This is a genomic window from Arcicella aurantiaca, assembly GCF_003148625.1.
Lineage (GTDB): Bacteria > Bacteroidota > Bacteroidia > Cytophagales > Spirosomataceae > Arcicella > Arcicella aurantiaca.
This window is the reverse complement of the sequence record NZ_QGGO01000015.1, coordinates 28338-40493: the sequence shown is the minus strand read 5'-3', so window position 1 is coordinate 40493 and position 12156 is coordinate 28338. Positions and strand designations below refer to the sequence as shown.

The 12156-nt window shown below is 34.6% G+C and carries 13 protein-coding genes; 7 read left to right on the top strand and 6 right to left on the bottom strand.

The window, feature by feature from the left end; all coding sequences use genetic code 11:
- Window positions 1-2 precede the first annotated feature (2 nt).
- On the bottom strand, window positions 3-350 hold the full coding sequence (gene panD / locus LV89_RS14525) for an aspartate 1-decarboxylase (RefSeq protein ID WP_109743636.1): 348 nt from the start codon (window positions 348-350) through the stop codon (window positions 3-5).
- Between the two features lie 202 nt (window positions 351-552).
- Window positions 553-1392 (bottom strand): pantoate--beta-alanine ligase, encoded by an 840-nt coding sequence (gene panC / locus LV89_RS14520; RefSeq protein WP_109743635.1) that lies wholly within the window; start codon window positions 1390-1392, stop codon window positions 553-555.
- Window positions 1393-1762: 370 nt separating this feature from the next.
- Here panC and LV89_RS14515 point away from each other — a divergent pair, with 370 nt between their 5' ends.
- The 6 genes from LV89_RS14515 to aroB all read left to right on the top strand — a co-directional run bounded on the left by LV89_RS14515 (window position 1763) and on the right by aroB (window position 8542).
- Window positions 1763-2572 (top strand): glycogen/starch synthase, encoded by an 810-nt coding sequence (locus tag LV89_RS14515; protein WP_109743634.1) that lies wholly within the window; start codon window positions 1763-1765, stop codon window positions 2570-2572.
- Window positions 2484-4046, top strand: a complete 1563-nt coding sequence (locus LV89_RS14510) for a DUF4270 family protein (RefSeq protein WP_109743633.1) — start codon at window positions 2484-2486, stop codon at window positions 4044-4046. The genes LV89_RS14515 and LV89_RS14510 overlap by 89 nt, the downstream gene beginning before the upstream one ends.
- A gap of 285 nt (window positions 4047-4331) precedes the next feature.
- Entirely contained in the window at window positions 4332-6167 is a 1836-nt protein-coding gene (gene glmS, locus LV89_RS14505) for a glutamine--fructose-6-phosphate transaminase (isomerizing) (protein WP_109743632.1), read from the top strand.
- A gap of 126 nt (window positions 6168-6293) precedes the next feature.
- The gene (locus LV89_RS14500; protein WP_158279588.1) at window positions 6294-7175 is read left to right on the top strand and encodes a phosphodiester glycosidase family protein; all 882 of its coding nucleotides are present in this window, start codon (window positions 6294-6296) and stop codon (window positions 7173-7175) included.
- Between the two features lie 48 nt (window positions 7176-7223).
- On the top strand, window positions 7224-7394 hold the full coding sequence (locus LV89_RS25195) for a hypothetical protein (RefSeq protein ID WP_158279587.1): 171 nt from the start codon (window positions 7224-7226) through the stop codon (window positions 7392-7394).
- Between the two features lie 125 nt (window positions 7395-7519).
- Window positions 7520-8542, top strand: coding sequence for a 3-dehydroquinate synthase (gene aroB / locus LV89_RS14495; RefSeq protein ID WP_109743630.1), 1023 nt, complete (start codon window positions 7520-7522; stop codon window positions 8540-8542).
- 58 nt (window positions 8543-8600) lie between these two features.
- Here the strand turns inward: aroB and gatC are convergent, their stop codons facing one another.
- The 4 genes from gatC to LV89_RS14480 form a co-directional block, all read right to left on the bottom strand.
- Window positions 8601-8885 (bottom strand): Asp-tRNA(Asn)/Glu-tRNA(Gln) amidotransferase subunit GatC, encoded by a 285-nt coding sequence (gatC, locus tag LV89_RS14490; RefSeq protein ID WP_109743629.1) that lies wholly within the window; start codon window positions 8883-8885, stop codon window positions 8601-8603.
- An 83-nt stretch (window positions 8886-8968) separates the two neighbouring features.
- The gene (locus LV89_RS25510; protein ID WP_170117760.1) at window positions 8969-9145 is read right to left on the bottom strand and encodes a hypothetical protein; all 177 of its coding nucleotides are present in this window, start codon (window positions 9143-9145) and stop codon (window positions 8969-8971) included.
- A gap of 98 nt (window positions 9146-9243) precedes the next feature.
- Window positions 9244-10752 (bottom strand): glutamate--tRNA ligase, encoded by a 1509-nt coding sequence (gene gltX, locus LV89_RS14485; protein WP_109743628.1) that lies wholly within the window; start codon window positions 10750-10752, stop codon window positions 9244-9246.
- A gap of 170 nt (window positions 10753-10922) precedes the next feature.
- Window positions 10923-11291, bottom strand: a complete 369-nt coding sequence (locus tag LV89_RS14480; protein WP_109743627.1) for a Rid family detoxifying hydrolase — start codon at window positions 11289-11291, stop codon at window positions 10923-10925.
- 441 nt (window positions 11292-11732) lie between these two features.
- Between LV89_RS14480 and gloA2 the strand changes: the two genes are divergently transcribed.
- Window positions 11733-12122 (top strand): SMU1112c/YaeR family gloxylase I-like metalloprotein, encoded by a 390-nt coding sequence (gene gloA2, locus LV89_RS14475; RefSeq protein ID WP_109743626.1) that lies wholly within the window; start codon window positions 11733-11735, stop codon window positions 12120-12122.
- The last annotated feature ends 34 nt before the right edge of the window (window positions 12123-12156 follow it).

Here is a 12156-nt window from a genome sequence, read left to right as displayed (position 1 = left end):
AATTAAACTAATCTATTATTACTGTCAGGGAAAACCAAATTTGGTTTGTGTTCTTTTGCTTCTTCGGGAGTCATAATACCATAAGCAATAATAATCACAATATCACCAACTTGAGCCCTACGAGCAGCAGCACCATTTAAACAAACAGTTCCAGAGCCACGCTCGCCAGTGATAACATAAGTCTCGAAACGTTCACCATTATTATTATTAACAATCTGTACTTTTTCGTTTTCAATAAGATTGGCAGCATCCATTAAATCTTCGTCAATGGTTACACTTCCAACATAATTCAACTCCGCCTGCGTGATTTTCACACGGTGGAGTTTAGATTTCATTACGTGAATAAACATATTTTAATTTGATATTTGGGATTCGATGTTTGATTTTAAATCAAAGCACAAAGGTATTTAGAATTAATGATTCTATACTAAACGAAAAGCGATAGACCATAGATTATACTGATTTAACAGGTTTTTGCTTATTTTTCTTGATTTTAATCCCTGTAAATCAGTTCAATTTGTGGCCTAAATTTGTTTGCGACAAATAGTTCCGTTAAATAATTACATTGTCAATCAAACGAGTTTTGCCCATAAAGGCAGCAATACACAAAGCTGTTTGTCCTTCCAAAAGTTCATTAATTGGCTGAAGTGTTTCAAAATCTGATATTTCGAAATACTCTAAATCAATGCCTTCAACCTTTGAAAGATATTCCGAAACCAACGTTTTAGCCTCTTCACCCGATTTTTTATTTCTTAATAAATCAGAAGCCTGTTGTAATGATTTATAAATCGCAGGAGCTAAATTTCTTTGTTCTGGGCTAAGATTTCTGTTTCTTGAAGACATTGCCAAACCGTCTGTTTCTCTTTGAGTTGGACAAATATTTAAGGTCAAAGAAAAACTCAAATCTTTTACCAAACGATTGATAACGGCACATTGTTGTAAGTCCTTCTGTCCAAAATAAGCATGGTCTGGCTGAACAATATTGAATAATTTAGAAACAACTATGCCCACACCATTAAAATGTCCAGGACGAAATTTTCCTTCCATCACTCTTTCTAAATCACCAAAATCAAATTTTAAATGGGGTAGTTGTGGATACATTTCCTCAACACTTGGGGCAAAAACGGCATCACACCCTGCTGAATCAAGCATTTGACAGTCAGCTTCCAAAGTTCTTGGATAAACCACTAAATCTTGTGCATTATTGAATTGGGTAGGATTTACAAAAATGCTACAAACGGTAAGCTCATTTTGCTTTTTGGATGCCTCAATTAACGACAAATGTCCATTGTGTAATGCTCCCATAGTTGGGACAAAGCCAACAGATTTACCCGCAAGACGTTCTGATTTTAAAAAAACTTGTAGGGATTTTATTGAATGAAAAACTTGCATTTTTATTTACGCTCGATGTTCGTGAAATATATTAAAAGTGACCTTGTCTTTGGGTGATGTTATTGGGTTTTGAATAACTGATTTCTAACAAGAATGCAGAAACAAAAGCAATAAGTCCATATAACGAAGCAATTTATTGTGGAATATCCGTATTTTTTTTATATTTTTGCATAATTTTTTACTTATATTTCTCTGCTTTGGTGTTAACAAAAGCATCAAGTTGGTGAGTTATCAGGGTTTCAAGAAGTCTTACAAAAGTATTAAAATTACTTTTACAACGAAATAAATAACCCATAACGGTTCGCCGTTTAAATGATAACAAACTACTTAACACTTTTTAACAGCTACAAAGCTTCTAACAACGACAACAATGTCTAAATTGCGTATCCTTTACGTTGCCAGTGAAGTTGACCCTTTTCTTTCTACGACCCAAGTCGCTGATTTTATCAGAAAACTACCCTCTGCTATGCAAGACAAAGGGTTTGATATCAGGATTTTAGTGCCACGTTTTGGGTTGATAAATGAACGAAAAAATCGTCTTCACGAAGTAGTCAGATTATCAGGTTTTACCGTTCCAGTTGGTGATTCTGATATGCCTGTTACTATCAAAGTGGCGTCATTACCTTTAGCAAGATTACAAGTATATTTTATTGACAATGAAGACTATTTTCAAAGAAAATACGTTTTCACGGACAAAGAAAATACGTTTTATGAAGATAATGACGAAAGAGCCATCTTTTTTTGCAAGGGAGCTTTAGAAACCGTTAAGAAATTAGGTTGGTCACCAGATATTGTTCATTGTAGCGATTGGATGACTTCACTAATTCCTTTATATCTTAAAACGACTTATAAAAGCGACCCAATTTTCAAAGATTCAAAAACGGTATTTTCTGTTTTTGATAATAGTTTTGCTCATAAATTCCAGTTTGAAGGACTTTATGATAAAGTTAAAAACACTAACGTTGAAGATGAAATGTTAGGAAATTTAGCTTCAGCAGATTATGAAGGATTTATGAAAATCGGCATTGAGTATTCTGATATAGTTATAACGACAGAGGAAGAAGTTACAGAGAAATTTAACACTATTTTTAATGAATTACCTGACAAAAAATTTGAGTACGTTTCTGAAACAGATATCGACGGTTTTTACAATCTTTACACAGCGTTGGTGGGCGAATAAAAGCCTACTAACAAGTCTGGTTCTCTTCTTTTGTATTTCTTTAACCGCTTGTGAAGACCCACAAGAAATTGGCTCAGAGGTTTTTGTACAAGATATTGGAATATTATTTACAGATACGCTAACAGTAGATGCTTCAACAGTTTTGTTAGATTCTGTTGCAACAAATAATACTTCCAATCTTTTAGTTGGGCGTTATATTGACCCTAAATTAGGTTTAGTAGAAGCAAGTAGTTATTTCCATATTTCAAATGCCGATACACTTTATTCAAGTGTGGATACAGCAGGTAGAAAAGATGTAACATGGTTGAAATACCCAAGTAAAGTTGATTCTATCCGTTTTATTATGCCTTATACACTTTATCAAGGTGATACATTGCAGAATCAAACATTTAGTTTAACACAACTGTCGGATGATGCTTCATTAGATGCTACTGCCACTTATTACAGAACCACAAGTTCGCCAGCATTGAAATCTACTTTGTTGGGACAAGCTAAAAATGTTCGTATTAGACCTGTTAAAGATAAAAACATCATTTCAGGAACAAGTAGATTTGATACACTTAGAATTCCAATCACTGACCCAACTTTTATCAATTTTATCGCTTCTCAGCGTGATTTACAGAGTAGTAAAGATAATGTTTTGATTGGAACTGGATTTAGAAATAAAATCAAAGGTTTAGCTTTAACTTCTGAAAGTGCAAAGAATGCAGCTATTTTAGGTATTTCAGCAGATTTGTCTGTAATGAAAGTGTATTACCATTATAAATACATTTACACTTTAAGAAATGCAGCTAATACTGCTGATAGTATTAAAGTAACAGTAGATACTACTAAAGCGAATAATATTTATATAGGCTTATATACTTCTTCAACAGGAGTTGCTCAAAACGCTCGTTTTAGTAGAATAACACCAACAAGAACAACGGCATTTGCGAAGTTAGAAAAAGGTGGCGATGCCATTCCTGCTTCTGCTACAAGTAATGAAGTTGTGGTGCAAGCAGCAACAGGATTAGGTGTGAAATTGAAATTCCCAACTTTATCAAAATTAAAGAACGGAAAAGATATTGCTATTAATAAAGCTGAATTAGTTTTAGAACCGAATGACAACGCAGGATTGTCGTTGCCATCCGACCTTGTGATTGTAGAAAGTACACCCGCTAATCGTCCGCTGAGAACAACCACTACGGGTGATGGTTCACTTTATTTTGTGTCAGGAGAAAGTTATTCAGCGGCTTATGTTGCCAAAAGCAATACATACACATTCAATGTAACAAGTTCATTACAGAATATACTCTCAGGAAGAAATAAATCAAATGGATGGTTATTATCATCAACATCATTGGTTACCAATTCCTCAACAGGTGTACGTTCACCCACTTCAAGTAAAAATATTGTTAGCCCAACGCCAGATAGAGCCATTTTTGCTAACAGTAAAATGAAATTGAAGATTTATTATACATACGTTACCAAATAAGTAGTTGTTAGGATTTAGTTTTTGGGCATTAGTGTTGGAACTCACTATTAATCAGGACCTTTCAATATAGTCAAACAACAGATACTTAATATTTTAATAAAATAATCTGAAGCGGAGATTCATAATCTGAAATCTCCGCTTTATTTTTGTGGCAATATATTACTGAAAGAGTGGTGAGTTAGAAATTAGATAGCTTTTGAAAAATAAGAATTACTGCTAATTTTTTAAGCTTTCATAAATAATCTTTAATTTACATATCTCTTAAAATATGAAACTAAGAAACTTATGTGTGGAATTGTAGCTTATGTTGGGCATCGTGAAGCCTATCCAATAATTATTAAAGGATTAAAACGTTTGGAATATCGTGGTTATGATAGTGCAGGAGTTGCATTATTAAATGATGGACTGAATGTTTATAAGAAAAAAGGAAAAGTAAAAGATTTAGAAGATACGCTTACTGAAGCGAATCTTACAAGTACAATTGGTATAGGACATACTCGTTGGGCTACTCATGGCGAGCCTAATGATAAAAATGCTCACCCGCATTATTCATCCAATGAAAAATTAGCAATTATCCATAATGGGATTATTGAAAACTATGATTCCATCAAAAAGAATTTAATTAAGAAAGGACACGTCTTTTACTCTGATACAGATTCTGAAGTTTTTATTCACTTCATTGAAGATATTCAGAAAAATACGGGTTGTTTATTAGAAGAAGCCGTTCGTTTGGCAATGAAAGAAGTTGTTGGTGCGTATGCCATTGTTATCATGGATGCCACAAATCCTTCTCAATTAATTGCTGCACGTAAAGGTTCTCCTTTAGTAATTGGGGTAGGAGAGGGCGAATTTTTCTTCGCTTCAGATGCCACACCAATTATTGAATATACCAACGAAGTTATTTACTTGAATGACTACGAATTGGCAGTAGTACGTGATGGTGAATTGACGGTTAAAAATATTGACAATATCCTGCAATCTCCTTATGTTCAGACGCTTGAATTGGAGTTAGAAGCAATTGAGAAAGGTGGTTTTGAGCATTTTATGCTAAAAGAAATCTACGAACAACCTCGCTCTGTAGCAGATTGTATGCGTGGACGTGTGAATGCAGATAGTGGGCATTTAGTGCTTGGAGGTTTACGTGATTATATTGATAAATTAGCCAAAACTAAACGTATAGTTATTGTTGCTTGTGGTACTTCATGGCACGCTGGTTTGGTTGGAGAATATATTTTTGAAGAATTAGCTCGTATCAATGTTGAAGTGGAGTATGCTTCTGAATTCCGTTATCGCAATCCAATTATTAAGGAAGGTGACTTTGTAATTGCCATTTCACAATCAGGAGAAACGGCTGATACTTTAGCAGCCATTGAATTAGCAAAATCGAAAGGTGCAACTATTATTGGTGTTTGTAATGTGGTTGGTGCATCTATTCCAAGAGCTTCACACGCAGGGGCTTATACACACGCAGGTCCAGAAATTGGGGTAGCTTCAACAAAAGCATTTACAGCACAAGTTACCGTTTTAGCATTGATGGCAATTGCGGTTGCTCGTAAAAAAGGAACATTGCACGAAGATACTTTTAGAAGATTATTGTTTGAATTAGAGCGTATTCCTTCAAAAATCGAGAAGGTTTTACAAGCAGATGAGAAGATTAAAGTTATTGCTGAGCAGTTTAAAGATGCTCGTAACTTTATTTATTTGGGACGTGGCTATAATTTCCCAGTAGCTTTAGAAGGTGCATTGAAATTGAAAGAAATTTCATACATCCATGCTGAGGGCTATCCAGCGGCAGAAATGAAACATGGTCCAATTGCATTAATTGATGAAGAAATGCCTGTGGTGTTTATTGCTACGAAAGACAGTTCTTACGAAAAAGTTGTTTCAAATATTCAAGAAGTGAAGGCTCGTAAAGGAAAAGTTATTGCTATTGTAACAGAAGGTGATAAATTAATCCCGACGATGGCTGATTATACTATTGAGATTCCAGCGGCTCATGATGCTTTAATTCCATTATTGGCTACTATTCCATTACAATTATTGTCATATCATATTGCGGTATTGCGTGGATGTAATGTTGACCAACCGAGAAATTTAGCGAAATCAGTTACAGTAGAGTAGAATTTTAGGTATTTTCTGTCTAAAAACTACCGTTTAATAAAAGTCTTCTGGAAAAATAATTTTCAGAAGACTTTTTCGTTATATTCGTGACTATCAATTTTGCCTAAGTATATGAAGCGGTTTTTAATGACTGCATACCTCCTTACCGTATTTTTTGTTACTTCTAATGCTCAAAATTACGCCGATTCACTGATGTTAAGTTATGTCAGGTGGTTTCCTGTGGACTTAGGTAATGGACTTCTTTGGAAAAGCTATCATTTTAATCAAAAAGAGCTATTTGCATCCAATCAGAATATCAATATTCTTCAAACAAAACTTTCTAATAAAAGCTTGCAATTTGCTTTTGGCTCGGCAGATACTTATGTTCCAGAAGGAGACACGCTTCGTAAATTAAAGCCTACCAGTGTTTTAGCTTTAGAGAATAATGCAATTGCAGCAGTAAATGGTGGTTTTTTTAATACAAAGAGAGGTGGGGCTGTCGATTTTATTAAGATTAATAAAAAAATCCTTGATTCGGCATCGTATAGTCCAGATAGATTAATTCCAGAACATAGCATTGCCGCTATTACAATTGACGAAAATAATATGAAGATTGTAAAAGGAGGAGCAAAATTATATTGGGAAAAATCTTTACCAGAAAATAGTATCTTAGTTACAGGGCCATTACTTATTCATAATAATGAGGTACAAGAATTAAGAGTAAATGCTTTTAATGATAATCGTCATCCAAGAACTTGTGCTTGTATAACTAATGAAGACGATTTATTATTAATTACCGTTGACGGACGCAATGCCGTAGCTCAAGGTATGACTTTGCATGAATTAACTTTTCTAACACGAATGTTGAATTGTAAAGATGCCGTTAATTTAGATGGTGGAGGCTCAACAACGATGTATGTAAAAGGACAAAATGAAGATGGAGTAGTCAATTATCCTTGTGATAATAAACAATTTGACCATAGAGGTGAAAGAGCCGTCAGTAATGTGGTAATGATTTTGAAGAAATAAATATTATTACTAATCCCTATTTATGAGATTGTTCAAGTAAAAAAGGCAATGATAAAAGCTTCCAAAAAAGTAGTTACACCGATGATTTCTGAAAAATTAAATTCTTCACTGCGTTTACAGGTTTGTTCGGCTGAGGAGGTTGATTTTCTCATTACAGAATTAAATCCTGACCACGAATTACTATCTGCTTTTCATCATAAGGTTAAACATATACTTTGATTTTAGGTTTTGATTGAGAATTTGTAGTTTCATTAGACAAGGTTCGAATAAAAATGGGTAATTTTGAGTCAAATTATTAATCCCGTAGCCAAAAAATTGACTTACGACTTACGACTCAATTAACCATGTCTGTTACTATTTCTCCAATTTCCGAAAGCCTTCCAGCATTTTTAGATGCTAATAAATACACTAAAATTCAGGTAATTGCCGACGAAAAAACCTTTCGTCATTGTTATCCTGTGATTAAACCATTCTTGCCAAAACACAATTTAGTTAAAATTAAATCGGGCGAATCTGAAAAACATTTAGGTACTTGTGAAGTTATTTGGCAAGCTATGACTGATAACGAATTAGACCGCCATAGTTTAGTGATTGATTTGGGTGGTGGAGTTATTGGTGATATGGGTGGTTTTTGTGCATCAACGTATAAACGTGGTATTGATTTTATCCAAATCCCAACAACGCTACTTTCGCAGGTAGATGCCAGCGTAGGAGGGAAGTTAGGGGTTGATTTTCATGGATTTAAGAATCATATCGGGGTGTTCCAAATTCCTAAAACGGTTTTAATTGATGCAGACTTTCTTAAAACATTATCATTTAGCGAATTGCGTTCAGGTTTTGCCGAAATCATCAAGCATTGCTTAATTATGGATGCTGAAAAATGGGAAGAAATTCGTAGAAAAGATTTTGAAGAACAGAATTTTGCAGACTTAATTGCTCATTCGGTTGCCATAAAACAGAAAGTGGTAGAAGCCGACCCAACAGAAAAAGGTCTTAGAAAAATACTAAATTTTGGGCATACGCTTGGTCATGCAATTGAAACCTATTTCTTAGGAAAACCAAAATTACATTTACTTCACGGAGAAGCCATCGCAGCAGGAATGATTTGCGAAGCCTATATTTCATTCGTTCGTGGTATGATTGACCAGAAATTATTGGAAAATATCGAAGAATTTATCTTCTCAGTTTACGGAAAAGCAACAATAAAAGAAGCTGATATTGAGCCAATTATTGCATTGACAGCCCAAGACAAGAAAAACAAAGGAAAAGAAGTTCGCTTCTCTTTGTTAGAAGATGCAGGAAAATGTACTTACGACATTTCAGTGTCAAAAGTCGAAATGAAAAAGGCTTTGGAATATTATATGTAAAGTAACACAGACTTCAGTCTGTTTGTACACTTATAAACAGACTGAAGTCTGTGCTACTTTACTCCATCACTTTTGGAACTCTAAAGTATTCTCCATCTTGTTTCGGGGCATTTTTTAGTCCTTGTTCACGGCTAATATTTGGAATGACTTTATCTTCACGCAAAGCATTGATTTCTAAACTCATGTGAGTTAGAGGCTTCACGTCATCTGTATTGATTTCGTTCAATTCTTCCATCCAAGTAAGAACAGAATTCAACGAGTCCATCATTTCTTTCTCAGCAGTTTCTGGCATCTCCAATCTTGCGAGATGAGCTATTTTTTGTAGTGATTCTTTGTCTATCATGTCTTTAGGTAGTAGGATTTAGGAATTAGGTTTTAGGTCACAACTTAAACTGCTAAAACCTAAAACCCAGAACCTAATTCCCCTTATTCTCTATTTCTCAATTTCTTGTCATCCATATTTTTATTCAAAAACTCATTGATTTTTTCAATGTCAATCGTGCGATTAATTTCACCAAATGAGTTTATTGAAATATCAAACCCTTCCAATTCTTTATGAACTTTCGGAAGGTCTTCTTTTTTTACTTCTTTTTTCTTAGCCATTGTTAGTAGCACAGGTTTTTAACCTGTTTTTGAGTTCAAAAATCATTAATCCAATTTGTTTTAATGTAATGATACAGGTCAGAAACCTGTGCTACATTTTACAAATTAGGCAATTCATTCAACGCTTTTGTAAGTCGTGCCGTTACTTCATCTTTACCCATAATTTCCATCGAAAGCATCAAGTCTGGACCTGCACCTGCACCTGTAACGGCTACCCGTAACATTTGCATTACTTTTCCCATTTTGATTCCTAATTTCTCGAAAACATCGTGTAAAGTATGTTTAATTTCATCAGCAACAAAATTTTCAATGCTTGGTAGTGCTTCTGCAAAAGCAGTAATTCCTGTTTTGGCATCAATATTCCATTTTGACGCTACAATGGTTGCATCAAATGTTGCTGGAGCAGTAAATAAATTATTGGCTTCTTTCGTAATCTCTTGAGGGAAAGTTACTCTTTCTTTGAATAAATGTACGATTTTTACAGCTTTATCTGATTCAAAATCAGGAAGATATGTTTTAGCAAGTTCTTCGTCTGACTGCAACTTTAAATATTGCTGATTATACCATTTTGCTTTATTGATGTCAAATTTCGCTCCTGCTTTATTGATTCTTTCCAATGAAAAAGCAGCGATTAATTCGTCCATCGAGAACATTTCTTGCTCCGTTCCAGGATTCCAACCCAAGAAAGCCAAGAAGTTTACAAGGGCTTCTTTTAAATATCCTTCTTCTCTAAAACCTAATGCTTTTGAACCGTCTGGGTTTGTCCATTCCAATGGAAACACAGGAAAACCGCCTAAATCTGCATCACGTTTTGATAATTTTCCGTTACCTTCTGGCTTCAATAAAAGTGGCAAATGGGCAAATTGTGGCATGGTAGATTCCCAACCAAAAGCACGATATAAAAGAATATGAAGTGGTGCTGATGGCAACCATTCTTCTCCACGAATTACGTGTGAAATTTCCATCAAGTGGTCGTCCACAACGTTGGCGAGGTGATAAGTTGGCATTCCGTCTGACTTCATCAAAACCTTATCATCTATCGTTGATGAATGAACATGAACCCAGTCACGAATAATATCTTTAAAACGAATTTCTTCTTTTGCAGGCACTTTCAAACGAATGACATAAGGTTCTCCCGCTTCAATTTTTGCCTTCGTTTCTTCTTCTGAAAGCGTTAATGAATTGTTTAATTTTACTCTTGTTACGGCATTATACTGAAATGCAGAACCTTGACTTTCAAGTGTTTGACGCATGGTGTCCAATTCTTCCGAAGTATCAAAAGCATAATACGCCTTACCCGTATTGATTAATTGCATGGCATAATCCATGTACATAGCTTTACGCTCAGACTGACGATATGGCTCGTGAGGACCACCTACGCCAACACCTTCATCAATCGTAATTCCCACCCATGAAAGGGCTTCAATAATATATTTTTCTGCTCCTTCTACAAACCGAGTTTGGTCGGTATCTTCAATACGGAGCAACATTTTTCCTCCTAATTGCTTGGCTAATAAATAATTGTATAATGCTGTTCTGACACCACCAATGTGTAAAGCCCCTGTTGGACTTGGTGCAAAACGTACTCTAACTTGATTGTTGGACATTTTTTTATTTGTGATTTGGTGAGCGAGTGCTTTAGGAAAATTTTGATTTATTTACTCAACCGATTGAGGTTTGCAAAATAGAAATACTGTAAGTCTTTGTTTAACAGTAACTTGCTTTTTCGCAAATCGCTTTTCGCTTAGTATAATTACCTAAATCACTAATTCACAACTTAACTAACGGCGATACATGAAATTTCAACATTGACATCTTTTGGCAAACGTGCCACTTCTACGGTTTCACGAGCAGGAGGATTTGATGAAAAATATTCACCATAAATTCCGTTGATTGCCACAAAATTATTCATGTTTTTTACGAAAATTGAGCATTTTACCACGTTCTCGAAAGTCATATTGGCTGCTTCTAAAATTGCTTTTAAATTTTCCATTACCTGACGAGTTTCCTCTTCGATGCTCGCACCAGCTTCTGCTAAAGCAAAGGCAATTTGTCCCGAAACGTATAAAGTTCCGTTTGAAAGTACCGCTTGTGAATATGGGCCAATGGCGGCAGGTGCTTTTTCGGTAAAAATGATTTGTTTCATCTGATTATTAATTTTTAGTTATTTTAAACGGCATCAGATGGAACGCCAAATCAATGATAGATATAGCTATTTTGAAAAGGGCGTTTCATTGTTTTTCGCTTGTTGTTTTAATTAGGTTGCAAAGTTACTAAAACGTTAGGGTTTTTGAATGATTTATTGATTATTGGCGAGCCTAAAATTGTGATTTTGTTTTGATATACTTATTAGATTGGGTTTATAAACTTACTTCCTCGCTTTTTCGCAAATCGCTTTTCGCTTAGTATAGCTTATAAATCTGTTTTATAGTTTGTTCAATTTTCGCAAATAGCTTGTTCGATTATATTTGTTCAACTCTTTTTTTACCTTTGTATTCAGGAGTGATTGTTCTGATTTTTTTGTAAATATTTTGAAATCAGCACGTGAAATCCCTAATGCCTAAATCCAAACCCCTAAAATATTTCCATGCTTCAAATCAATCATATTCATCACATTGCCATTATTTGTTCTGATTATCAAAAATCTAAAGAATTTTATACCGAGATTTTAGGCTTTAAAGTTGAAAGTGAATTTTATCGTGCTGAAAGACAATCGTATAAATTGGATTTATCGGTCAATGGACTGTATCAGATAGAACTTTTTTCATTCCCAAACCCTCCAAAAAGAGTTTCTCGACCAGAAGCTTGTGGCTTGCGTCATTTGGCTTTTGAAGTAAATGATATTGAAAAAACTCGTGAAGAATTAGTTGAAAAAGGACTTAATTGCGAAGCCATTAGAATTGATGAATTAACAGACAAACCATTTTTCTTTACCAGCGACCCTGACGATTTACCTATCGAATTTTATCAAAAATAAATGATTTGGTGTTAGGATTTAATTGTTGGGCATT

What these genes read in the sequence shown, in the direction of transcription:
- gatC (WP_109743629.1), bottom strand. Translation starts at nt 8,885, where the DNA reads ATGATAGACAAAGAATCACTACAAAAAATAGCTCATCTCGCAAGATTG.
- LV89_RS25195 (WP_158279587.1), top strand. Translation starts at nt 7,224, where the DNA reads ATGATAAAAGCTTCCAAAAAAGTAGTTACACCGATGATTTCTGAAAAA.
- panC (WP_109743635.1), bottom strand. Translation starts at nt 1,392, where the DNA reads ATGCAAGTTTTTCATTCAATAAAATCCCTACAAGTTTTTTTAAAATCA.
- glmS (WP_109743632.1), top strand. Translation starts at nt 4,332, where the DNA reads ATGTGTGGAATTGTAGCTTATGTTGGGCATCGTGAAGCCTATCCAATA.
- LV89_RS14480 (WP_109743627.1), bottom strand. Translation starts at nt 11,291, where the DNA reads ATGAAACAAATCATTTTTACCGAAAAAGCACCTGCCGCCATTGGCCCA.
- gloA2 (WP_109743626.1), top strand. Translation starts at nt 11,733, where the DNA reads ATGCTTCAAATCAATCATATTCATCACATTGCCATTATTTGTTCTGAT.
- LV89_RS14515 (WP_109743634.1), top strand. Translation starts at nt 1,763, where the DNA reads ATGTCTAAATTGCGTATCCTTTACGTTGCCAGTGAAGTTGACCCTTTT.
- gltX (WP_109743628.1), bottom strand. Translation starts at nt 10,752, where the DNA reads ATGTCCAACAATCAAGTTAGAGTACGTTTTGCACCAAGTCCAACAGGG.
- LV89_RS14500 (WP_158279588.1), top strand. Translation starts at nt 6,294, where the DNA reads ATGACTGCATACCTCCTTACCGTATTTTTTGTTACTTCTAATGCTCAA.
- panD (WP_109743636.1), bottom strand. Translation starts at nt 350, where the DNA reads ATGTTTATTCACGTAATGAAATCTAAACTCCACCGTGTGAAAATCACG.
- LV89_RS25510 (WP_170117760.1), bottom strand. Translation starts at nt 9,145, where the DNA reads ATGGCTAAGAAAAAAGAAGTAAAAAAAGAAGACCTTCCGAAAGTTCAT.
- aroB (WP_109743630.1), top strand. Translation starts at nt 7,520, where the DNA reads ATGTCTGTTACTATTTCTCCAATTTCCGAAAGCCTTCCAGCATTTTTA.
- LV89_RS14510 (WP_109743633.1), top strand. Translation starts at nt 2,484, where the DNA reads ATGAATTACCTGACAAAAAATTTGAGTACGTTTCTGAAACAGATATCG.